Genomic DNA, 23,150 nt, shown 5'->3' on the forward strand with positions numbered 1-23,150 from the left:
GAAAAAAGACTTCTCAACCATTCATAATCAACGGTAGAGAAGTCTTTTTACATTATCTACGATATGCCGTTAAGCTCTATACATCCAACCTTCAGGAATCTCCGTAAGTTCGGGGGCCTGCATGTAACGCGTCCCCACTTCTTTAAAGCGTTCCAATACATTCATGTCTAACAATCCTCGCTGATTGGGGGCTCCATTCAATAAAAACGATACATTATGCTTGTTCGTATCATGGATTTTATCCATCACCCAATTAACCGATCTCAATTCCATGGACGTGTCTGTCGTTCGCCAAAACCAGGTCTTCGTTAAAATATTGCAGCTCGCACCTGGACCGTTGAACGTATCATCTACTTCCTGTCCGGCAGCATTTTCATAAAAAACAATATCTGTGTGGTTCAAATTGGTTTCACAGCTGATATTCATGAGCAAACATCCGGGCTGCAGCCTCTTCACCCATTCATCGATTTCCTCAAAAGGGAGATCATCATAATTCGGACCGCCCCAATGCGCATTCCAACCGTCAATAATGAGAAAGGGAATGTCGCCGTAACTTGTCAGCAGTTCTTCCAACTGATTTTTGATGAATTCCTTGTCTTCAGGGGTGCATTTCTTCCGGTTGATCTGATGATGCAGATCCAGCATGGAGAAATACAATCCCGCTTCAATTCCTTCATTTCTAAAAGCAGTGAGATACTCCTGTACAACATCTCTTTGATCGGCGGCATTCTTAACACAATGATCCGTATACCTGCTTGGCCACAAATCAAATCCTTCATGATGCTTTGCTGTCATCGCTGCGAACTTCATCCCTGCCGACTTGGCAGCCTGAGCCCACTGTGTGCAGTCCAGCTCTACCGGGTTCCAATCTTTAGGATCAAATATGTATCTGCGGGGTTCGTTATTATTTTCATGTCCATATTCCCAATCTTCTATTTCGGTATCGGCGAACTGAAACGTCGCGCTGTTAAAATGAATAAACATCCCAAATCTTTGATTAACAAACCACTGTTGTCTATGTACCAATTCATTCTGGTTCATTCCGATTATTCACTCCTGTTTAATTTGCATAATTATTCGCTATATGAAGACCAGATTTCCCCGAGCGATGAAAATATCGTATCATGGATAAGGATTTAAGTATTTGTCGAAGTGTTCAATGATTTATCAATTCATCCGCTTTTTAAATATACGAACATAATACGAACACTTTAAAAGGAGTTACAGAACATGAAAAAGTTATCAGATATTACACCTTTCGTGGGTGATTTCATGCATTATCTATATGATGGAAGTTCCAACGAGCAACTAAGAGCCGGGAGTGTGTATGCGATGCACTTATTTTTGGATGGTCCGGGAGAGATGGAGATCGATGGAACAATGTATCCGATTGAGCGGTTCACGCTTTTTTTTCTTCGTCCCAATCAGCCGCATGCTTTTCATATTTCGCCTAAACATCCTCTTCCATCGCTAAATATCTATTTTGATCTATGGGATAACGAGCATCCCGCTTCTTTGAACCGTTCTTTTATCTACGCGCCTAATGAATTCAACTTTGATCATATGGCCAAAGAACGGGAATGCGATGAACTAAAGCAGCTGCCGAGTGTGTTTCGTTTGCGAGATCATCCGCAGTTATTAGATACCTTTATGATGATGACCAGATCCATGAATGATTTTAAATACTATCAAAGTGAAACGGCTAACAGCTTCATGTATGTCTGGATTCTCTCCTGGTTTAATGCGCTTCATGTTAAACAACCCGGTGATTTCCGTATTCTCCGTCTGCTTGATTATTTGAATAGCCATCCCGAGCAAGGACAATCGATTGAGACATGGTCTGATTATTGCGGATTGAAACGGACCTATTTTCATGAGCTGTTTCTAAGGGAAACAGGACTCACGCCGAAGGCCTATCACCATGAGCTTGTCATGAAACGGGCCGCGAATATGATCCGGGAGACGGACTTAAGCGTCACAGCTATCGCCGAAAAGCTCAAGTATTCCTCGATTCATCCATTCTCCAGGCACTTCAATGACTTCTTTGGCATTTCTCCAAGTCAATACCGGATAAGACATGGCCGCATATGAATAATTTCATCTTTTAGGTAAACCATATGAATTAATCAAAACGATGACAGGGGAGAAAATCAACTTGATGTATACAGTATTGATCGTTATTGCTGTAATCGCCTGCGCAATCTCACTATACATGTCCGTGTCCATCATGCGTAAACAACAAAAGCAGAGGTTGGATCATATCAATCCTACGGTCGCCAAACATCCGATAGCAGCCAATCCCATCGTTATCCTTTACCTGGCCTTCCCTATTCTTGTGATCATCGGAGGACTGGTCTGGTGGTACCTGGAAGTAAAAGGGCTAACTTAAATCGTTAGGAGTGTTTGTCTTGGACAAGAAGAGATATTATGTATCCGTACAATCCAGAACTATTATGGAACGACAAGATGAAGCTGCATACGAACTCGTCATTGAAGCCACGCCGGAAGAAATCAAACCGCTCCGCGATTTATTCGATTCCATGTATCATTTTGATATGGAAACCTATTTCCGTATGCATTACCCCGGTATTCCTGAGCATTATGACAACGACAATGACTTGTATGAGCGAGATCTTAAACAAATTTACAAGACCCTTTATACTTTGGGCACCCCGGAAACGAGAGATCATATCACCTCCATGAATGTTTTGGATTAGATTTAAGTAAAAAAGATCTGCTTCCTTCCCATACCGGGAGAAGACAGATCTTTTTCAACTTTAAGAAGTAGATATGCTGTCTTAGTCGCTAGAAACAGACTCAGCAGGTGTTAATTTATTCATGTAATCATTCAGCTCAATCGCTTGCCCGCCATTCAGGCGTGAGGTTTCTGCTGCAAACGCAATCATATGGCTGCGGACTGAGGCCGATGCTGACGTTAAGCTCTCCTGACCGTTATAACCGCGTACCTGGTTCAGGAAATCCCGGACGATCCCGCTGTCTCCGCCCCCATGTCCGCTGGATTGGGACGGAATCTCAATGGTTGTTTTCTGCTGGGTCAAAAAATCATACAACGTAATATGATCCTCTTCTCCGCGCAGCTCGCCCTGGGTACCCATAATCTGTATTCTTCTTTCCTGCTCATAAGTAAATCCACACATACTGAACATTGCCGTAGCCCCGCCTTCAAACTCCATGTTCACCACCTGATGATCTACGACATTATTATCACTGCGGAATACACAACGTCCATAGTCCGTTTCCCGTAAGCCTTTGATGATATTAGACCTTGTTAGCTCCGGTGTAAAATGTCCTGCCCATCCCTTATATTGATCACTCAGATAAAAACGGGGAGCAGAGTAAGCACATGTTGGTTCTACGGCACACTCCAGGCAGCGGTCTCCCGAACCCGCCGGTGCGCTCCCTTCATGAAAATACTTCAGGGATCCAAAGGAGCTGACCCGAAGGCAGGGACGGTCCATGAGCCAGGAGAGAACGTCCATGTCATGACAGGATTTGGGCAGAATCATGGGACTTGATGTATTCGAATTATTCCAGTTTCCGCGCACAAAACTATGGGCAATATGCCAGTACCCTACATTCTCATTCAACTGGATGGATACTATTTCACCAATTCGTCCTTCCTGGATCACCTTTTTGATCATGCTCCAAAATGGCGTATACCTGAGCACGTGGCAGATCGTGAGCAGACGGTCCTGTTCACGGGCTGTTCGCTCCATATCCAGGCATTCTTCAGGTGATGGTGACATCGGCTTTTCCAGCATCACATGGTATTTCTGATGTAGAGCCAACATAGCCGGACCGTAATGCATTTGATCCTGCGTACAAATGATGGCTATATCAGCAAGCCGGGGCTCCTGCAGCAGCGGCTCCCAAGATTCATAACAATCGCTCGGGGGTATGTCATGCTTTTCGGCAAAACGTGCCCGGCGAAGCGGGTCAGCCTCTGCTACGGCAACAAATGTAAGCTCATGCGGATAATCCAGCGCGTATCTGGCATAACCTCCCGCGCCTCTCGATCCCGCTCCGATTAAAACAGCTGTAAGTTGGTTCATGTTCGTTCTCCCCTACCATAGATAGATTGAAAATCCTTACACGGGTGCTTCGGTAGATTGCGAGACTCGTGCTTGATGCTTTATTCGCAGTTTTAACGATATTTTCGTTTGATTCTCTGCTTATGGCTTGGCATAACGTTCTGCGGCGGATTGATAGATGGCCTTGTACCGCTCTACACCCATTTTTTCGAGCGCAGCCACATATTTGTCCCAATTATCAAACGATTCGTTGCCTGTAATGAATTTATCCTTCATCTCCAGCACATAGGCGTCAATGTCGGTCTGAATGGTTGTCAGCTCACTTTGTTCATCCTGCGTGAAGTTAAACGGCGGCCAGATTTGATCCTGGGACAGGACATAGGGTTCGGCTTTCTTGGCGTTCTCTACAGAAGTAGGCAAGCCTTCCGCACCTTTAAAGAACTTCTGTTTGACAAAGCCCGGGTAATAGCCACCTGGCCAAATGAGATATTGGCCCACAGCTTGATCAAGAGTAAGACCGTTCGGGTTATTCTTGATCTCATCCTTATAATCTACGTTCCCGCTTGCATCCTCCGTATAGGTCTCATCCTTCCAGCCCATGAAAAACTGTTTGATACCTTCATCGCTATAGAAATAATCAACCCAACGCATCATCGCCTCCGGATGTTTTGCCTTATCCGTCAGTACGAACATGCCGATGTTACCCAGCGGGGATCCATAAGCGCTAAACTGCTGATCGCCATGAGGACCCTTTAATACGGACAGGCCTACATAGCCCTTCTGGTTATAAATAGCCACCGGATCAACGCTGTCAGACACACCCAGAAGTCCCTGCACTCCATTGGAATCGACTTCAGTGCTTTTGACCGATACGATATCCTGTTCAATCAGTCCATCCTTATAGAGCTTATTCACAAACTGCAGCAGCTCTTTGTAGCGCGGGTCGGAAGGAATAAAGCGCAACTTGCCCGTCTCAGGATCTGTATCCACATTGATATTGGATGTACCATGATTGTTCAATCCGAATGAACCTCTCAGATAATTGACGATACCCGTTGTGCCAACAGCACCCCAAGCAATTTCATCCTTCTGATTGTTGCCGTTCGGATCTTTTTCCTTAAATGCCTTCAGCATGTTATAAAAATCATCAAGTGTCTCCGGCTGCTGCAGTCCGAGCTTATCCAGCCATTCCTGCTTCACCCATGGCGTACCGTACAGAACGGATTTGAACTCCGGATCATAAATGGTCGGCAGGCCATATATGTTACCATCCGGCATGGTGATACCCTTGGCTATTATCGGATATTTGTCCATCATGGCTTTAAAGTTAGGCGCATACTTGTCTATGAGATCATTTAGTGGAAGGAACGCTCCCTGTTTGCCGTACTTAAGCAGATCGGATCTTGAAAATGCAGAAGCATAAAACATTTCCGGATAATCATTGCCGGCGAGCAGCAAATTCCGTTTTTCCTTTAACGTTTCGGTTTGCACGGTATCCCACTTCACATGGATATTCGTCTTCTTTTCATAGTCATTCCACAGCCTGATATTATTCCAGTCTGCATTGGCAAAAAATTTAGCCGCAAAACCGCTCACCGTCGTGCTCTCATTCATAATCGGAAAACCGGTTGGATTGATTGCGGCCTCCGATGCATCTTGTGCTTTGCCGCCTCCCGAGTCAGCAGATTTTGCTGAGCTGCAGCCCGCAAGAACGGTAATGGTGACCATACAGGCGAGCAGCATTTTCCCCCTTTTGTTACCCTTCATCTTTTGTTCCTCCCTTTTCCTCATCATTTATCCAACCAAGGGGTTACCCTTTGATGGCACCAATCATCACACCTTTGACAAAATATCTTTGCAGGAATGGATACAGGATCAGCACCGGAATATTGGCCACGACCAGCACGGCATATTTGATACCCTCGACTTCCCGCTGCTGCTTGATCGCAGATTCGGTAGACATTTTGACCATATCGCTTGTTTGACCCTGTATCAGAATTTCACGCAGGATCAACTGAAGCGGGAACTTGTCCTTATCCGATAGGTACAACAAAGCGTTGAAAAAAGCATTCCAGTGACTTACGGCATAAAAGAGGATCATCACCGCGATAATCGGCATGGACAGCGGCAAAATGATGCGGGACAAAATCTGGATATTGGAACAGCCATCTATCGTTGCCGCCTCCTGCAATTCATAAGGAATCGACTGCTGGAAGAAGGTACGCATGATGATGATGTTGTAAATCGATACGGCATTGGGGATGATCATGACCCAGAATGAATTCAGCATCCCCAGATCCTTAATAAGCAGGTAGGTCGGGATCAATCCGCCTCCGAAGAACATCGTAAAGACGAACAAAGCCATAATCGCATTCCGGCCCACAAAATCCTTCCTTGAGAGTGGATATGCCCCCAAGATGGTCATAGTCAGGTTGATCAGTGTACCAATTGAGGTGTATAGGAGCGTATTGGAATAGCCAGTCAAAATATCATGATTTTGAAAAATCTTCACGTAAGAATTAAGATTGATTCCCTTCGGCCAGAGGAGCATCTCTCCGCGCAGAACCGTCTGCGGGTCGCTAAAGGAAGCGCTCAAGACGAAGACCAAAGGGTACAGCACAATGACCGTAACAAGACTTAGCACGATATAGATCATGACATTAAAAATACGGTCTCCACGGGATTCCAAAAGCATATCTCTTCCTCCTCACCACAGACTGGTTTCGCTCATTCGTTTTGAAGCCCAGTTAACACTTATCAGTAAAATAAAATTGATTACCGAGTTGAATAATCCAATTGCAGCAGAGAAGCTGTATTCAGCCCCCTGTATACCTGCGCGGTACACATAGGTTGCAATAATATCGGATGTATCCATGTTCAGGTTGTTTTGCATCAGGAGAACTTTTTCAAAGCCGACCCCCATGATGCTGCCAATGTTCAGAATGAGCAGTATGATGATCGTCGGGCGAATACCCGGGAGATTAATATGCCATATCCTCCGCAGTCTGCCGGCTCCATCCACACGGGCCGCTTCATGGAGCTGATGATCCACGCCAGCCAGTGCAGCCAAATAGATAATCGAGCTCCAGCCCATCGTCTGCCATACGTCAGAGAACACATACAGAGATTTGAACCAGGCCGGTTCCGCCATGAAATTGATCGGATGACCACCGAACATGGTGATGAAATGATTCGCGATTCCATAGCGTGGAGATAAAAAAATCATCATCATGCCGACAACCACAACCGTGGATAAAAAATGCGGCGCATACGTAACGGTTTGAACGAACTTTTTGAATTTGGCCGATTTGGCCTCATTCATTAGGAGTGCCAGCAGGATCGGGATCGGAAACCCTAAGGCAAGGCTGTAGAGTCCCAGTCCCAATGTGTTTTTAATAAGCCGCCAGAAGAAATAGCTGTGAAAAAAACGATTGAAGTGCTCCGTACCGATCCATGGACTACCCGTGATCCCTTTGGTGGCGATAAAGTCCTTGAAGGCAATTTGAATACCATACATAGGCACATAGTGAAAAAGAATGTAATACGCTACGACTGGAAAAATGAGCAAATATAACTGCCAGTTACGCGCAATGCGGCTCCATCTTAGCTTGGAGTCTCGCTTGGCCTCCGGTGCTGCCCCTGCAATCGCAGATATCTTGGCATTGGCCACTTGATCCCCTCCTTGGATTAGGCTTGGATACGTATTCATTCAATTCTGAAAAAAAAGCTTGAATGATTTTCCTCCTTTCAGCGTAAAAGCAAAGGTTTGTCCTGAAGCCGCTGAATAGATATATGTAAGGGTTCATGACAGCAGAGTTAGAAAGACGGATTATATAAAGTGTGAAATACAGCGTAATATATTGGGATTATATTTGGATAGATTGAGCTAATAGACTGCGTAAGTTGGTGTAATTAGAGGTTGGGTATATGCATGTGTAATGGATTGGATTCGAGTTCTTAATTCGGATATATTATTGATAACAAAAGGTTGTAAGCGCAACCGATTTATTATCCAGAAAATAAGGAGGTTGATAAACACGTTCCAAACGTTTGGATATCTATACCAATTCGGTTTAATTTTTATCATCATAATATGGGAATATTTGGATTGTCAAACATTATTTTGGCACTGTTTGGATTAACATCTAAAATTTTAAATGGAAACAAGTAAAATAACCTGACACCGATAACGGTTGTCAGGTTCATTTTTATTGCTACAAACTAAATTATGTAATAATATATAACATATAATTACATCGGTGATACAAATGCCACATCCAATTATTCAGGCCTTGTATAACTGGATGACTCCCGAATAACCAAGCGGCTTGGCAAAAGAATTTTGGGGAGTGCAGGGTAGTCTCCGTTCAGATAATCAATCATAAATTGGGCGGCAACCTTACCGATTTCGTACTTTGGAACATGCACGGAGGTTAATGGTGGATTCGTGTATTGTGCGAAGGAGATGTCATCCATGCCGACAAATGCAATATCTTGTGGAATCAGACCATGTTGTTCCACTACGGCACGCATGGCAGGAATGGCAAGCATATCGCTCGCGCAAAAAATGGCCGTAGGCCACTCGCTTCTCGGCTGACTGGTAAGAAGCTCTGTGAGCATATTATAACTCCAATCGACATTCCAATTGGTATTAATGATCCACTCCACCGGCAAACTCAGACCGGCTTCCATCATTGCGAACTTGTATCCCACAAACCGTTCATCATTGTCCATTTTACTCGAGTAAGCAGGACCTCCAATATATCCAATCCGGCGATGACCCTGTTCAATCAGATGCTGGACTGCTGTTCTCGCCGAGAAAATACGGTCGCAATCCACAACAGGCACCGATAATCTTTCATCATTCAAGCTTACGCCAAGAACCGTAATGCTTTCTTTTTCGAGCAGCTCAATCAGTTCCTGATCATACCAGCTGATGACAACGACACCTTGTATACCAGCGTCTTTAATAAGCATCTTGATGCGCTCGGAATCGCTTACTTCATCCGCCGTACGCACAATAGCCGGAGGATGCCCAAGTTCATTCATTCGATCATGGAATCCTGCGAGCACCTCCGTAAAATATGGATGATTCTCACTCAGCTTCTGCGGTATCACACATGCTATATGCTTAGGAGTGCTCCCCGGCATGCGTTCATTGCTGCGCTCCTCGTGAATACGATATCCAAGCTCTAAAGCCGCTTCTCTAATTTTACGTTTTGTCTCTTCATTGACTGGGCGGTTCATATCATTGCTTATGGCGCGGGAAACGGTTGATATAGATACGCCAACCCGCTCCGCAATATCTTTCAGCTTCGCCAAGGCTACCCTCTCCTCTCTTTTGGTTTGTTTGGCTCCAAAAAAAGATCTCCGCCTGATCATATCATAATTATGTATATATTTTACATAGTAAAATGTTAGATTCGTCCATATCATAGCAAAAAAAGGAACTGCGGTCAGCAGCTCCTTTTTAGATCGGTCAAAACAAGCGTTCAATCAGTCTTCAAATTCAACGTTGTGGTAAACCTGTTGAACATCTTCCAAATCCTCCAGCGTATCGATCAATTTCTCGAATTGCGCCTGAGCGTCTTCTGGAATGGTGAGATAATTTTGTGCCAGCATGGTCAGTTCCGCCACGGTAAACTCCGTAATACCTACCGTTTTGAAAGCATCTTGAACCGCCTGGAATTGATCCGGCTCAGCATATACGATGACCGCTTCATCTTCTTCCACGATGTCACGCACGTCAACGTCCGCTTCCATCATGAGTTCAAGCACTTCATCTGCTGTTTTGCCTTCAACGCCAATCACTGCTGTTTGATCAAACATATAGGCCACAGAGCCGCTGACTCCGAGGTTGCCGCCATTTTTGCTGAATGTGGAACGCACTTCAGAAGCCGTACGGTTCACGTTGTTGGTCAGTGCATCCACAATAACCATCGAACCGTTAGGTCCGAAGCCTTCGTAACGAAGCTCATCATACACTTCATCCGAGTTGCCTCTGGCTTTTTCCAATGCACGGTCAATAATCGCTTTCGGTACATTGTACGTTTTGGCACGTTCGAGAACAACCTTCAATGCGCGGTTGGATTCTGGATCCGGCTCGCCTTGCTTGGCCACTACATAAATTTCACGTCCAAACTTGGCATATACACGGCTTGTATTTGCGTCTTTCGAAGCTTTCTTTTCCTTGATATTATTCCATTTACGACCCATACGTTTCCGCTCTCTTTCGCTATTGATTCTATTCTCGGTCTTATAAATACACTGGTATATTATAGCTCGAAAAAAGCGGATGAACAAGTTTCTGTAGAAGTCTGTCAGAAAATGAATGAAGCTATGCAGCCCAAAAACAATAAAAACCGCTTTTCAAAAATGAAAAACGGTTTTCTGGTGGACGGTTTATGCCAACTATATTTTATTAATTTAAGCACCTATATCCACGCTGTTATGAGCAAGCACTTCATCCTCTTTTGCCCGGAAAAAGCGGGTTCCTGCCGCTGTGAATGTCTTGGCGAACAGTACAACGCATACAGCAATTCCTATTCCCGCCGCTATACAGCATACCAGCTGGATGGTAAGAAGCTCTGAGAGAAAGCCGACTGCCAAAGTCAGTACAATGGTAATGATGCTTTGTGTCATATCGGACAAGCTCCCAAACCGCCCCATGATCGACGAAGGCACATGCCGCTGGAAGAAGGTTGCATACCCTGAGCTGGCAAAGGACATGGAAAAGCCAAGTACCATGAAGGCTGCCGTAGCCGAGTAAAAGCTCGCCGATGCATAAAACCACAAATAACACACGGCAGTAATCGAAAGGCCTGCACTGATAAACGAGCGGTAGGACATTTTTTTCGACAGTATCGTTGCTATCAATGAGCCTGCCAATGAGCCGACACCCGTTAAACTCAGCAAATTGCCATAGTCCTGTTCCGATAATTTCAAATGCATCCTGATGTATGTAGCTTCCTGCGAGTCAATCGAAAAACCAATTAGCATGGCCACCTGAATGAGTAAGAAGATACTAGTGAAATAGGTGGACGCTTTGGCAAACCGGAATACGATGCGCCAATCCTCCAATAGGATGCGAAGATGCACGGGTTCACTTTTAGCTTGTCGTTCTTCAGGCACATCGGGCAGCAGGTAAATTAAGAACGCGCATACCAGAAAGCTGGCTGCATTAAAAAGAATGCTGAAAGTCGTATTAGTCAGATTAATCAGCAATCCCGAGATAGCTGGACCAAGTAAAAAGGCTCCCGAATTGGTCATACTCATCATGGAATTAAACCGTTGACGGCTGCTGCTTGAGACCAGCTTGGTGATGTATACATTGGAAGCCGGACCGAAAAAGGAACCAACAACGCTGATCATAAAAGTAACCGCGTAAATCATCCAAATGGACGGCAACCACGGAATGAGCGCGATCAGCAGACCACGGATGATGTCAACGCCGATCATCAGCTTGCGGATATTTACGCGGTCAATGATGCTGCCAGACCACAGATTGGTCAGCAGCATGGCGACTGGCTTCACAATAAAAAACCCGGCTACCGCAGCTGCTGAACCTGTCAGATTAATGATAAGAAGGTTAATAGCTACAAAATAAATCCAGTTTCCAAGATTGGAAAACCCGATGCCGAAAATAAGAAGTGCAGATCTGTTCCATTCTTTCATATTGTACCTCATCATTTTGATGTATTATTTTATCTGATTAACTAAATTATTTCACCTAATTAACTAACTAAATCATATTCATATAGTTTACATAATATATTTGCTGTTAACTATTCTGAATTCGCTCATTAATCTGGTTCAGAAGAGCTTTAACCATTTCCTCAGATACCGCTCCTTGACTGAATGCTACAATCACTCGCACCGGTGCATCCATCATCATGGCCATCGAAACATGTGCCGCATCACTGTCATCATCTTGAACACCCGCATTTTGCTTCAATAACGGCTCGACAATCGCTCTGGCTACCGGGTCGGCAAGGATGTCTCCAACCGTCGAATTACGGGTAAATGTCTTTTTCAATGTTGTGGTGGAAGTGACGTGTACGGTCAACGATTCCCCTGCGTCTCTGGAAGATCTGGCAGCGATAATCTGAAATTCACCCGTTTCCACATGCCAATCTCTTAACTCTGTATTGTAGTAAGCAAAAGAACGTTTATCCAGCGTGAAGGATACCAATTTTTGTTCACCGGGCTGCAGTTCGACTTTGGCAAATCCTTTCAGCTCTTGTACCGGACGAATCACTTGGCTCTGAACGTCCCGAACATACAGCTAAACGATTTCTTTTCCGGCGCGGCTGCCTGTATTGCTTACCATCAATTGAACTGTCAGTGTATCCGTATCCAGCATGTCGTATCGGTCAACCGTCAGATTCGAATATTCAAAGCTTGTGTAACTGAGGCCATGCCCAAATGGGAAAAGCGGCTCAATGGCTTTCGTATCATAATAGCGGTAGCCGACAAATAGGCCCTCTCGGTATTCAACAATATCGCCTTCTCCAGGAAAGTTTGGATGAGACGGGTTTTGCTCGAGTTTTTTCGGAAAAGATTCCGCAAGCTTCCCGCTCGGGTTTACATCGCCAAAAATCAAGTCTGCTGCGGCACTGCCAAGTGCTTGACCGCCGAGATAGCATTCCAGTATGCCCTTAGCCTGATCCAACCAAGGCATCTCAACAGGCGAGCCATTGCTCAGAACCACCACCACATTAGGCTGAACCGCGGCAATTTCCTGAATCAGAGACAACTGGTTAGCAGGGATGGAGAGATGTGTCCGGTCATACCCGTCTGACTCATAGCGTTCGGGCAAACCTGCAAAAATAAGTACCGAATCGGCTTTTTGAGCTGCCTCTACTGCTTCCAGGGACATTGGAGGATCAATCGCATCCTCTGCCAGCTTATACCCCTGCGAGAATATAATTTCCGCCTCTCCCGCTGCCCTGGCCAGCTCACTCAACATATCGTCTATTTTATTCGGATTGACATGGGAGCTGCCTCCACCTTGAAATCTCGGCGAAGCAGCAAGCTCACCTACGACAGCAATTTTCCCTTTTTTAGGAAGAGGCAAAATATGATCCTCATTTTTAAGTAATACCATGCTTTCATGGGCTACCTTTCTTGCCAGCTGATGATGCGCATCTCTATCATACATGGCATCCGCCTTCTTGCTGTCATAAGCCTTGAACACAACAGATAACAAGCGTTCAAGTGATTGATCCAGCACTTCCTCGGATAATTCACCCTTTTGCACACTTTCCATGATGCTCGCCGAACCCGCGTCAAAAGGCATTTCGAGTTCAAGACCTGCAGCAAGACCCTTTACCCGCTCATTTGTCGCACCCCAGTCGGATACGACGAAACCTTCGTGCCCCCATTCCTCTTTTAGGATATCTGTGAGAAGATACTTGTTCTCAAAGGCATATTCCCCGTTAACTTTGTTATAGGAGCTCATAACGGTCCAAGGCTTGGCTTGTTTGACAGCATCTTCAAAGCTGGCCAGATAGATTTCGCGCAGCGTCCGCTCGTCTAATACGGCATTAACTGTCATCCGCCGGTGCTCCTGGTTATTTACAGCAAAATGCTTCAGTGATGCACCCCCTGGCTCTGCACACCTTCAATGAAGGCAGCAGCCAAGCGGGATGAGAGATATGGATCCTCAGAGTAGTATTCGAAATTCCTTCCGCATAGCGGTGAGCGTTTGATATTGGCTCCAGGGCCAAGCAAGATGCCTACCTCTTCGGCCTGGCACTCTTCACCCAATGCAGCCCCCATTTCCCTAAGAAGTTCGACATTCCAGGAGCTAGCTGTGCCAGCAGCCGTTGGAAAACAGGTTGAGGGCTCACTCGTATATATGCCGAGATGATCATCCGCCTGTTTCTGTACGCGCAGTCCATGGGGACCATCGGCCACCCGGATTGATGGAATTCCCAAGCGTTCTATACCTTTCGTATGCCAAAAGCCAACGCCACCGCAGAGTTCTGCTTTCTCTTCGAGTGTCATATCAGCAATCAAGTTCTTTAAGTTTCTGGGTTCAGTCATGAACTGTAATCCTCCTCAATTTATAGATTTTCGCTAGTAAAATCATAAGTTGCAGGGATTTCTACCCAATCTGACGTTCTTTCTCTATTTATATTATGAAAAAAAACGATTTCTTGTAAATCATGGAATAGACTTAAATCTTTCTGAAATAGATCAATGACATGAAATCGTCATTTACTATCGAAAATCGTTGATTAGTATAATTGAAGAACTGGAAATTATCGGTTATTTTTATATTATCAATACTATTTTTTACTATTTATAGATCAATATGTGAAATTTAAACGACATTCATCTAACACTATCGTCACGTATTCCACTGTCTTCCAACGCACGGACCTCGATTTCATATTTGCTAACAGCCATTATGTAAACGCTTTTATCGGTAATTATATAAGCTCATTAGAGTTTATATAGCTTGAACAACGAGAAGTCTAGCAAAAGTTGCTGATCGGCCAGTAGTTCCTTCATTTAGGTAACATCTATAAGGGAGGTGTTGCGAACGGTCCTGTCGGGTTAATGTTTACGGCTGTTCACTTATTTAAAAAATTGGAGGAGGTTTTAGTATGACAACACTTCGTTTACCGAATCACAGGCTTATGAAATGGTTAATTGCCGGTGGTATGTTTTTATTTATGACAGCCTTAATGCTTCTTATTGCCGACCGTGCATCTGCTCACGGCTATGTTCAATCACCAGGCAGCCGCGCTTATCTATGTAAAACGGGCGTTAATTCCAACTGCGGATCCATCGTGTATGAACCGCAGAGTCTTGAAGCTCCAAAAGGCTTCCCGGCGGCCGGTCCTGCTGATGGTAAAATCGCCAGCGCGAACGGTGCTTTCCCGACAATGGACGAGCAGACTTCCACCCGCTGGTCGAAAGTGAACATGTCTCCGGGTACGAACACCTTCACTTGGAATTTGACAGCCAGACATTCCACCACAAGCTGGAAGTACTACATCACCAAGCAAAACTGGAACCCGAATGCCGCACTTACCCGTGATTCTTTTGATCTTACTCCATTCTGTTCGGTGAATTATACGGGCCAGCCGCCAGCAACCTACTCTGATACTTGCACAGTTCCTAGCAGAACTGGCTATCAAGTCATCCTCGCTGTTTGGGAGATTGCTGATACAGCCAACGCTTTCTATAATGTGATTGACGTTGACTTTGGCGGAGGCGGGGGTAATCCTGCGGATACTACTGCACCAACGGCACCAACCGGTCTGGCAGCTTCCAACGTTTCGAGCACTGGCGCCTCTCTCTCCTGGGGAGCATCAACCGATAATGTTGGTGTTACGGGATACAAAGTTTACAATGGCTCAACATTAGTAACGACAACGGGCGGTTCCACGCTCAGCTATAATGTAACAGGTCTCACCGCCAATACTTCCTACACATTCACCGTGAAGGCTGTTGACGCTGCAGGTAATGCTTCAGCTGCTAGCAATGCGGTAACATTCGTTACGACCTCACTTCCTCCAACCGATACGACGGCACCTTCCGCGCCAGCAGGTCTTCAAGTAAGCGGTACGCCTACCTCCTCCTCGATCTCCTTATCCTGGAGTGCGGCTACAGATAATGTAGGTGTTACAGGTTACCGTATATACAAAGGATCTTCACTTGCCGGTACCGTATCTGGAACCACGCTCAGCTATACGGCTTCCGGTTTGACAGCAAACACTTCCTACTCGTTTACGGTTCGCGCCATTGATGCAGCAGGCAACGAATCCGCAAACAGCAACGCAGTAACGGCGACTACCGCATCAGCTCCGGCAGCCGCTCCTTGGGCACCGAATGTCGCTTACACAACCGGTACCCTCGTCTCTTACAATGGTGCAATTTATGAATGCCGCCAGCCGCATACGTCCCTCGTTGGTTGGGAGCCATCGAACGTACCAGCGCTTTGGCTGCTGAAATAAGATGCTTCTAAAGTTACCAGCAACATTATTATTGATAGACTATGAGGTTAAGATGAAATATATGACAACATTTCGCATAGAATCCATTGGGTTCTATGTGCCAGAGGGAAATATGATATCACCATACAAAATTGAGAGCCGCCAAATGTTCCCGCACGATGGCAATTGAATTAAATTAAACTTTAAAAAAGCGGCAGCCTTCTCAGTAATTGAGTGGCCGCCGCTTTTTTCTCATGAATAAATGCTTTATTCTTCGGGTCTCTTTCCCGCATCCATGCCTGCCTCGGACACGGTCATGATCGGCTTTACCGATAGATCCATATGTACGCGAATCTGACAGGATAAACGAATATTTGGCTCCGTGAATCCTTTCTTCTCCAGTATCTCCGCTTCTGCTTCGCCCATAGGTCCGGCATCACCTTCGAGGATTTCCACGCGGCAGGTTGTGCATCTGGCATTCCCTCCGCAGCGGTGCAGGATATCCACCCCATGATCTTCCAAAACTAACACCAATTTCTTTCCTTCTTCAATTTCAATCGGTCCTTTTCCCTCAACAAGAATAGTTGGCATTCTTATTCCTCCTTTGTCAGTACTTCGCCATATTACCTGATATCGCTTATCGTGAATCTTTAGCGTCAGTAACAATTCATTATCACCTGAGTTGAATGAAAGTTCAAGCTTGGTTATGAATTGCACATCACGTATCCCATTAAGATGCAGAGAGATGATGGTTTTGAGGTTTTTCCTTGGGCAGGTAACGACCTGAAATGGCTATAGCCAAGCATAACAAGCAGCAAATACCGAAAAGTATGCGCAGTGGTGTTCCAAAGCTTTCTTGCGCCGTTGAGTGACTTCCCATCGTGCCGACCAACAGCGTGGCAAGCCCGATACCCACAATTTGACCGAGATAACGCACAAGAGCAAGCAAACTGCCTGCCAGGCTGCTTTTTTCAGCGGGTGCCGCGCTCATGACCTCGGCATTGTTTGTCGCATGAAACAGACCTGTACCGATGCCGAAAATGGCCAGATGCAGCCCGATACTCATGGCCGAGATGGATGGCATAAACACAACAAAAAGCATGGAAAGTGAACATAACACTGCGCCGGCATGGATAGGAAAGCTCCCACCATACTTATCCCTGAACGAGCCTGCAAAAGGGGCTACAATCCCCATCAGCAGCGGTTGAAGCATTAATAGCGCCCCTGTCCACCAAGCCGAAAACCCAAGCTCGCTTTGCAGATAAAAGGTAATGGGAATCAGCGTTGCGGTCTGGGCCAGGTTAATGATTAATGAGCTTGAATTGCCGAGCCAAACCTTCCGATGACGGAAAAGATCGCGGTCAATAATGCCGTAATCGATTTTTCTTGCCTGAAAAACCAATGCACAGAGGAGCAGTATGCCGCTCCCTCCCTCCAGCCACACTTTGAGCGAGGTGGAACCATCTTTTACAGCTTCCGAGGCCAGCATGAGCAGACTGATTCCCGCCCCTAATAAAAATGTGCCTACATAATCAAAAGGACTTTTGGCAGATGCCATGCCCCCGCGTGGAAACCAGCGGAAACCAAGCCAGCATGCGGCCAGTGAAATCGGCACATTTATCCAGAAGAGCCATGTCCAATTCATGGCTTCAAGCAGCAGTCCGCCCAGCGCCGGTCCTGATAAAGTTCCAATCGAGACGACGATGGCATTGTACCCGAGTGCTCTACCCCGTTCATGATCCGGAAACACCTGTCTTACCATGGCCTGACTGTTGGCCATAATCATCGTGGCTCCAATCCCCTGGAGGCACCGTGACAGCAGCAGAACCACAAAGCTGTGAGAAACAGCGATGCACAGCGAACCGATCCCGAAGATCAGAAAGCCGTAGCTGTACACCTTGCGGCGTTCCATACGGTCGGACAGCTTCCCCATAAAAGGAAGCAATATGACCATCGTCAGCAGGTAGATGGTAGCTACCCACTGAATTTGTGCAAGCGTTACCGAAAATTGACGCGCCATCACAGGCAGTGAAACATTAACAATGCCAACATCAAGGGTGGATATCAGCGTTCCCATGTTAACGACCTGTAAAATCCCCCATTTGTTACGCATTTCAGACATAAGTTCATTCCTCTCTGCAATCATGGTTCGAAGTATTTTGAGCATCAATCTGTTTTCTGATAAACCGCATAAATTTACGTTTGAACCTATTGTACGTTTCTCATCCCGGCTTGAAAAGAATTCATTTCTACGATCTAAGTCACTATGCTATACAGGTGTCAGCGATTCCATTATAGTTAAATCATGTATTCTATTTATTTCCAGTCGCGAATCAGGGAGGTCTTTATATGGAGCCATTTTCGAATGATCTGCTAAAGGACAAAGTCGTATTAGTAACCGGAGGAGCCACGGGGCTCGGCCGTGCCATGGGCGAGAAGTTTGTGAAGCTTGGGGCTAAGCTGGCCATTACCGGCCGCCGGGAAGAAGTATTAAAACAAACCTCCGATGAGCTTTCTGCAAACGGTTACAGTGTCTTCTATAAGCCATGTGATGTTCGTGATCCCGCTCAAATCAGTGCCTTGGTGGATGCTGTGGAGCAGCATTATGGTGCGATCGATATTCTGGTCAACAATGCCGCCGGCAATTTTATCAGTCCAACCGAAAGACTGTCACCACGCGCCGTGGACGCAGTTCTCAATATAGTACTGCACGGCACCTTCTATGCTACCCTTGAAGTAGGAAAACGCTGGATTGAGCAAAAACGCACAGGTACCATGCTGAATATTGTTACGACCTATGCCTCCAGCGGATCGGGTTATGTTGTGCCGTCTGCGGCTGCAAAAGCCGGAGTCCTTGCCCTCACCCGCTCACTTGCAGTTGAATGGGCTCCGCACGGCATACGTCAGGTGGCCATTGCACCAGGTCCCTTTCCAACCGAAGGTGCTTGGTCGCGGCTGTCTCCTACCCCGGAGCTTGAAGAAAAAATGCTGGACCGGATTCCCATGAAAAGGGTTGGGGACAAAGAAGAGCTTGCGAATCTCGCTGCCTTTTTGGTTTCCGACTATGCCTCATACATCAATGGTGAGGTTGTCACGATCGATGGAGGTGAATGGCTTCAAGGTGCAGGACAATTTAACGACTTGCGTCAGGTAACCCATGAGCAGTGGGATGTCCTTGCCCAAATGACCAGGAAGGGGAAATAAATGAGAACAAAGCAAGAAATGATGGAATTAATCCTAAACGTTGCAAACAAAGACGATCGAATTCGTGCAGTTGCCATGAACGGCTCACGTACCAATCCAAATGCCCCTGTGGATCCATTTCAGGATTTTGATATTGTCTATCTTGTTTCCGAAATGGAATCTTTTCTTCATGATCCTCGATGGGTAGACGTGTTTGGAGAGCGGATAATTATGCAAACGCCGGAAAATATGAGTTTATTTCCACCGACGCTTGGCGACCGCTTTACGTATTTAATGCTTTTTACGGACGGCAATCGGATCGATCTCATGCTGATACCTGTCGCAGAAAAAGATATATACTGCCAAGAGGATAAGCTCACTGTTGTTTTGCTCGACAAGGACCAATTGCTTCCGGAGGTTCTCCCGCCTAGTGATGAAGATTATTGGGTAAAACGGCCTTCGGCCGAATTCTTTGCAGATTGCTGCAATGAATTTTGGTGGGTGTCTACGTACGTTGCCAAAGGACTATGGAGAAAGGAAATCCTTTATGCCCAAGATCACCTGCAAAAGATCATGGGACCTATGCTGCTCAAAATGCTGGAATGGCAGGTTGGCATTCAAACGGATTTTTCGGTGAGTACAGGTAAAAATGGCAAGTACCTGCAGAAATATATGACGGAAGAAAGCTGGAACGAGCTCCTTTCTACCTATGCGGACGGAAGCTATGAAGATGTATGGAGAGCCTTAACCGCCATGACCCGGTTGTTCCGCAAGAATGCCTTATTCGTTGCGGCGCATTTTGGATATGAATATCCTCATCAGGACGATCAGCGCGTGAGCGCGTATTTGGATCATGTGAGCAGCCTTCCATCCGACGCTAGCAACATCTTTTGAATGATATGTTGTAATGAACAAAGCTAAATATATAATCTACTGGAGATGTTGGAGGAGAATTGATTTGATCAGAGAACAAGTATTCACAGGCTCCCCATGGGAATCCCAAGTTGGTTATTGCCGTGCCATTCGTATTGGAAACAGAATTGAAGTCGCTGGAACAACGGCTATACAAGGGCGGAGAGGTCATCGGCATTGGAAATCCCTATGAACAAACAAAATACATTCTGCAAACCATTAAAAAAGCTTTGAGTGAATTGGGAGCTGAAATGTCCGACGTAGTCAGAACACGCATGTTCGTTACGGATATCTCAAAATGGGAAGAAATTGGGAAGGCTCATGGTGAATTCTTCAAAACGATTCAACCTGCGGCAACCATGGTGGAAGTTAAAGCTCTCATCGACCCGCTGTTAATGGTTGAGATTGAGGCAGAAGCTATCATTGATTAATAATCTATTTCATATTCAAGAGAAAGCCCCGTTTCTCGGTTCATCCATGAGAAACGGGGCTTTTGCTTATTCGGATTATACGTATTGCTTCAATACTTCCTGAAGCTTCAGCGCGAGTCCAATCTTGCCATCGACCTTTAGCGATCCGGTCATAAATGCCAGTGTTGTGTTCAAATCGTCTTCGAGCAGCTTGTGAAAATTCTTTTCTGACAATGTCATGGTACAATCAGCTGCCCCTGCAGCTTCCTCGGACACCACCGCTCTGGCGTTCTCAAAAGAAACCTGAAATATGCCGCTATCGCCTATGTTGAACCGATATACCGCATGTAGTGATTCGATGGGCTCCGGTCTTGCATTCATCCGGTCCGCAAGCTGCTGGAGCTCTTCCTTGATGGTCATGCTGCTCCTCCTTTTTAATATTCTTCTCAAGCTCCAGGAATAGGTTTATCCAGCACCCGGAAGGTTCCCGTGCCAAAGGCCAGCAAATCCCCATTTTCTTTACGTGCAAAGGCCTGGGCTGTGATCAGCTTGCGGGAGCTATGGATCAGCTCCGCTGTCACCAGTACACGGCCTTCTGACGTCGGAGCCACATAGTTCATATTCAATCCCACAGTAACGACACTGACTCCAGGACGGGCCAGCATCACGATAATCCCCATTGCTGAATCAATAACGGATGCATGCATACCTCCGTGCAAAATTCCAATAAGATTCAAATGATGAGGCTGGATCTCAAACGAAACCACAACCTGTTTTTCGTTAAGATCTACAATTTCACAGCCTATAAATTCCCAAAACGTATTTTTGGCAGCCCGTTCCAGAAGCTCCAAATCCGGAAAACTGCCGCCGGATGCGTTCTCCATCTGCCAACGACCTCCTTTGCTGTTACGCATGTTCATGCTTATACAACATTTCGACGATGATCTTACAAATCCACTTTGGATTGATTCACGAGCTTTTCATTTTCTTCCTCAATCAGCTTACGTCGCAGTACCTTGCCTACCAGTGTTTTCGGCAAAGAATCCCTGAACTCGTAAATTTTTGGCACTTTGTAAACAGCCAAACGCTCTTTGCACCAGCTTTTCAGATCCTTTTCTGTAACCGTAGAGCCTTTGCGAAGAACGATGTAAGCCTTTACATTTTCGCCCCGATAAGGGTCATTAATGCCTGCCACCACTGCTTCCTCTACATCTGGATGCTCGAACAGTACTTCCTCTACTTCACGCGGATAAATATTATAGCCTCCAGCTATAATCAGATCTTTGCGGCGGTCGAGAATGTAAAAGAATCCTTCATCGTCCATCTGCGCCAAATCACCGGTGTACAGCCAACCATCACGTAGTGTGCGTTCCGTATCATCCGGACGATTCCAGTATCCCTTCATGACCTGCGGACCCTTAACGATCAGTTCGCCGATTTCACCCAGCGGCATTTCTTCGCCTGTGTCTGAATGCACAATTTTTGCGGATGTGTCCGGAAACGGGATCCCGATTGAGCCGCTTTTCCGCTTCTCCCAGATATTGTTCGCATGTGTCACCGGAGAAGCTTCGGTCAATCCATAACCTTCTGTCAGCTTGCCTCCGCTCAATTTCTCGAATCGTTCCTGCACTTCGACAGGCAGAGGTGCTGCCCCGCTAATACAAATCTGAATGGAGGATAGGTCAAAGCTGCTGACTTCCGGATGGTGTATGACGGCAATGTACATCGTCGGCGCACCGGGGAATACCGTTGGTTTCTTCTTATGGATCGTCTTCAGTACTTCATTAATTTCAAAGCGCGGTATCAGAATTAACGTACCTGCAATATACATGGCCTGATTGAGGAGCACCGTTAAACCGAATACATGAAAAAATGGCAGTGCCGCCAAATACTTTTCATGTGCGATTTTGGAACGGTAGAACCATAACTGGGCTTGAATCGTATTGGATACCAGATTCATATGCGTCAGCATGACGCCCTTGGCGAAACCGGTCGTTCCGCCTGTATATTGGATCAATGCCAGATCATTCTCGGCATCTACTGGAACCTCGAACGGAGCGTCGCTGGAGTTTTTCAAAAATGAAAGAAACGGGAGCACGTGCTGGCCATATTCCACCTGTGCCGCCATGCCGTCCTTCTTCGCCTTGATGGGGTAAAGTACATTCTTGGGAAAAGGCAAATAGTCCTTAATGGACGTCACAATCATATAGTCCATCGGATGGTGTTTCATCGCTTTCTTGACCCTCTCTACCAATGCATCCAGCGTAACAATGATTCGTGCGCCGGCATCCGTGAGCTGATGCTCGATCTCACGCGGCACGTACAGCGGATTGGTCATCACTGCTATACCGCCGACAAGGAGTGTGCCGTAATAGGCAATCACTCCCTGCGGGCAATTCGGCAGCATGATTGCAATCCGTTCCCCCTTGCGGACGCCCAGTTGATTCAGGGCGTTCGCAAAGCGGTATACAGATTGCAATAAAGATGAATAGGTTATTTTCTTCCCCATAAAATCAAGTGCGATATGCTGGGGATATAATGCAGCAGAATCCACCAAAAATTTAGCCAGGTTTTGCTTGGGATAATCGTAACTGTGCGGGACCTCATCAGGATATTGATCTAACCATGGATTACTCGTCATCCAG

General features: G+C 46.0%; 19 protein-coding genes and 2 pseudogenes. 7 read left to right on the forward strand and 14 right to left on the reverse strand.

The features are described from left to right. Positions 1-69 precede the first annotated feature (69 nt). Positions 70-1,041, reverse strand: coding sequence for an alpha-L-fucosidase (locus tag E6W40_RS12515; protein WP_136605752.1), 972 nt, complete (start codon positions 1,039-1,041; stop codon positions 70-72). Between the two features lie 189 nt (positions 1,042-1,230). Between E6W40_RS12515 and E6W40_RS12520 the strand changes: the two genes are divergently transcribed. The 3 genes from E6W40_RS12520 (at position 1,231) to E6W40_RS12530 (ending at position 2,717) form a co-directional block, all read left to right on the forward strand. After that, on the forward strand, positions 1,231-2,091 hold the full coding sequence (locus tag E6W40_RS12520; RefSeq protein ID WP_136605753.1) for an AraC family transcriptional regulator: 861 nt from the start codon (positions 1,231-1,233) through the stop codon (positions 2,089-2,091). 64 nt (positions 2,092-2,155) lie between these two features. Continuing rightward, a complete protein-coding gene (locus E6W40_RS12525; protein WP_136605754.1) occupies positions 2,156-2,389 on the forward strand; it encodes a hypothetical protein in 234 nt (77 codons plus the stop codon). 19 nt (positions 2,390-2,408) lie between these two features. Next, complete coding sequence (locus E6W40_RS12530; protein WP_136605755.1) at positions 2,409-2,717, forward strand: hypothetical protein; 309 nt, start codon at positions 2,409-2,411, stop codon at positions 2,715-2,717. Positions 2,718-2,798: 81 nt separating this feature from the next. Here E6W40_RS12530 and E6W40_RS12535 read toward each other — a convergent pair whose 3' ends face one another. From E6W40_RS12535 to E6W40_RS12570, 8 genes and pseudogenes are all read right to left on the reverse strand, one after another. After that, positions 2,799-4,073, reverse strand: coding sequence for a Gfo/Idh/MocA family protein (locus tag E6W40_RS12535; protein ID WP_136605756.1), 1,275 nt, complete (start codon positions 4,071-4,073; stop codon positions 2,799-2,801). A 120-nt stretch (positions 4,074-4,193) separates the two neighbouring features. Beyond that, positions 4,194-5,819 (reverse strand): extracellular solute-binding protein, encoded by a 1,626-nt coding sequence (locus tag E6W40_RS12540; RefSeq protein ID WP_136605757.1) that lies wholly within the window; start codon positions 5,817-5,819, stop codon positions 4,194-4,196. A 43-nt stretch (positions 5,820-5,862) separates the two neighbouring features. Next, on the reverse strand, positions 5,863-6,747 hold the full coding sequence (locus E6W40_RS12545) for a carbohydrate ABC transporter permease (protein ID WP_136605758.1): 885 nt from the start codon (positions 6,745-6,747) through the stop codon (positions 5,863-5,865). A gap of 12 nt (positions 6,748-6,759) precedes the next feature. Continuing rightward, positions 6,760-7,722 carry an ABC transporter permease gene (locus E6W40_RS12550; protein ID WP_246072986.1) on the reverse strand — a complete coding sequence of 321 codons (963 nt, stop codon included), beginning with the start codon at positions 7,720-7,722 and terminating at the stop codon, positions 6,760-6,762. Between the two features lie 611 nt (positions 7,723-8,333). After that, the gene (locus E6W40_RS12555) at positions 8,334-9,374 is read right to left on the reverse strand and encodes a LacI family DNA-binding transcriptional regulator (protein WP_136605760.1); all 1,041 of its coding nucleotides are present in this window, start codon (positions 9,372-9,374) and stop codon (positions 8,334-8,336) included. 174 nt (positions 9,375-9,548) lie between these two features. Then, positions 9,549-10,268, reverse strand: coding sequence for a YebC/PmpR family DNA-binding transcriptional regulator (locus E6W40_RS12560; RefSeq protein WP_136605761.1), 720 nt, complete (start codon positions 10,266-10,268; stop codon positions 9,549-9,551). A 210-nt stretch (positions 10,269-10,478) separates the two neighbouring features. After that, positions 10,479-11,726, reverse strand: coding sequence for an MFS transporter (locus E6W40_RS12565; protein ID WP_136605762.1), 1,248 nt, complete (start codon positions 11,724-11,726; stop codon positions 10,479-10,481). A 106-nt stretch (positions 11,727-11,832) separates the two neighbouring features. Continuing rightward, a pseudogene (locus E6W40_RS12570) lies at positions 11,833-14,099 on the reverse strand (glycoside hydrolase family 3 C-terminal domain-containing protein). Positions 14,100-14,665: 566 nt separating this feature from the next. Here E6W40_RS12570 and E6W40_RS12575 point away from each other — a divergent pair. Beyond that, positions 14,666-16,021: a lytic polysaccharide monooxygenase gene (locus E6W40_RS12575; RefSeq protein ID WP_136605763.1), complete on the forward strand. Its 1,356-nt coding sequence runs from the start codon at positions 14,666-14,668 to the stop codon at positions 16,019-16,021. Between the two features lie 246 nt (positions 16,022-16,267). On the opposite strand, the gene E6W40_RS12580 is transcribed toward E6W40_RS12575, so the two are convergent. After that, complete coding sequence (locus E6W40_RS12580; RefSeq protein ID WP_136605764.1) at positions 16,268-16,591, reverse strand: 2Fe-2S iron-sulfur cluster-binding protein; 324 nt, start codon at positions 16,589-16,591, stop codon at positions 16,268-16,270. A gap of 139 nt (positions 16,592-16,730) precedes the next feature. Beyond that, positions 16,731-18,122 carry an MFS transporter gene (locus E6W40_RS12585; RefSeq protein WP_168928910.1) on the reverse strand — a complete coding sequence of 464 codons (1,392 nt, stop codon included), beginning with the start codon at positions 18,120-18,122 and terminating at the stop codon, positions 16,731-16,733. 227 nt (positions 18,123-18,349) lie between these two features. Between E6W40_RS12585 and E6W40_RS12590 the strand changes: the two genes are divergently transcribed. The 3 genes and pseudogenes from E6W40_RS12590 (at position 18,350) to E6W40_RS12600 (ending at position 20,526) form a co-directional block, all read left to right on the forward strand. Next, the gene (locus E6W40_RS12590; protein ID WP_136605766.1) at positions 18,350-19,204 is read left to right on the forward strand and encodes an SDR family oxidoreductase; all 855 of its coding nucleotides are present in this window, start codon (positions 18,350-18,352) and stop codon (positions 19,202-19,204) included. Further along, positions 19,205-20,077 carry an aminoglycoside 6-adenylyltransferase gene (locus E6W40_RS12595; protein WP_136605767.1) on the forward strand — a complete coding sequence of 291 codons (873 nt, stop codon included), beginning with the start codon at positions 19,205-19,207 and terminating at the stop codon, positions 20,075-20,077. Between the two features lie 64 nt (positions 20,078-20,141). Next, positions 20,142-20,526: pseudogene (locus E6W40_RS12600) on the forward strand (RidA family protein). A 75-nt stretch (positions 20,527-20,601) separates the two neighbouring features. Here E6W40_RS12600 and E6W40_RS12605 read toward each other — a convergent pair. From E6W40_RS12605 to E6W40_RS12615, 3 genes are all read right to left on the reverse strand, one after another. Next, positions 20,602-20,925 carry an SCP2 sterol-binding domain-containing protein gene (locus E6W40_RS12605; protein ID WP_136605768.1) on the reverse strand — a complete coding sequence of 108 codons (324 nt, stop codon included), beginning with the start codon at positions 20,923-20,925 and terminating at the stop codon, positions 20,602-20,604. 26 nt (positions 20,926-20,951) lie between these two features. Next, positions 20,952-21,389, reverse strand: a complete 438-nt coding sequence (locus E6W40_RS12610) for a PaaI family thioesterase (RefSeq protein WP_136606970.1) — start codon at positions 21,387-21,389, stop codon at positions 20,952-20,954. A 62-nt stretch (positions 21,390-21,451) separates the two neighbouring features. Next, positions 21,452-23,146: an AMP-binding protein gene (locus tag E6W40_RS12615; protein WP_136605769.1), complete on the reverse strand. Its 1,695-nt coding sequence runs from the start codon at positions 23,144-23,146 to the stop codon at positions 21,452-21,454. Between the last annotated feature and the right edge of the window lie 4 nt (positions 23,147-23,150).

The sequence above is a fragment of the Paenibacillus dokdonensis genome, from assembly GCF_004916975.1.
Taxonomy (GTDB): Bacteria; Bacillota; Bacilli; order Paenibacillales; family Paenibacillaceae; genus Paenibacillus_AQ; species Paenibacillus_AQ dokdonensis.

Bases quoted from the DNA above. Each gene is read 5' to 3' on its own strand.
- E6W40_RS12515 (WP_136605752.1), bottom strand. From the start codon at position 1,041: ATGAACCAGAATGAATTGGTACATAGACAACAGTGGTTTGTTAATCAA.
- E6W40_RS12520 (WP_136605753.1), top strand. From the start codon at position 1,231: ATGAAAAAGTTATCAGATATTACACCTTTCGTGGGTGATTTCATGCAT.
- E6W40_RS12535 (WP_136605756.1), bottom strand. From the start codon at position 4,073: ATGAACCAACTTACAGCTGTTTTAATCGGAGCGGGATCGAGAGGCGCG.
- E6W40_RS12540 (WP_136605757.1), bottom strand. From the start codon at position 5,819: ATGAAGGGTAACAAAAGGGGGAAAATGCTGCTCGCCTGTATGGTCACC.
- E6W40_RS12545 (WP_136605758.1), bottom strand. From the start codon at position 6,747: ATGCTTTTGGAATCCCGTGGAGACCGTATTTTTAATGTCATGATCTAT.
- E6W40_RS12560 (WP_136605761.1), bottom strand. From the start codon at position 10,268: ATGGGTCGTAAATGGAATAATATCAAGGAAAAGAAAGCTTCGAAAGAC.
- E6W40_RS12565 (WP_136605762.1), bottom strand. From the start codon at position 11,726: ATGAAAGAATGGAACAGATCTGCACTTCTTATTTTCGGCATCGGGTTT.
- E6W40_RS12575 (WP_136605763.1), top strand. From the start codon at position 14,666: ATGACAACACTTCGTTTACCGAATCACAGGCTTATGAAATGGTTAATT.
- E6W40_RS12580 (WP_136605764.1), bottom strand. From the start codon at position 16,591: ATGCCAACTATTCTTGTTGAGGGAAAAGGACCGATTGAAATTGAAGAA.
- E6W40_RS12585 (WP_168928910.1), bottom strand. From the start codon at position 18,122: ATGTCTGAAATGCGTAACAAATGGGGGATTTTACAGGTCGTTAACATG.
- E6W40_RS12590 (WP_136605766.1), top strand. From the start codon at position 18,350: ATGGAGCCATTTTCGAATGATCTGCTAAAGGACAAAGTCGTATTAGTA.
- E6W40_RS12595 (WP_136605767.1), top strand. From the start codon at position 19,205: ATGAGAACAAAGCAAGAAATGATGGAATTAATCCTAAACGTTGCAAAC.
- E6W40_RS12605 (WP_136605768.1), bottom strand. From the start codon at position 20,925: ATGACCATCAAGGAAGAGCTCCAGCAGCTTGCGGACCGGATGAATGCA.
- E6W40_RS12610 (WP_136606970.1), bottom strand. From the start codon at position 21,389: ATGGAGAACGCATCCGGCGGCAGTTTTCCGGATTTGGAGCTTCTGGAA.
- E6W40_RS12615 (WP_136605769.1), bottom strand. From the start codon at position 23,146: ATGACGAGTAATCCATGGTTAGATCAATATCCTGATGAGGTCCCGCAC.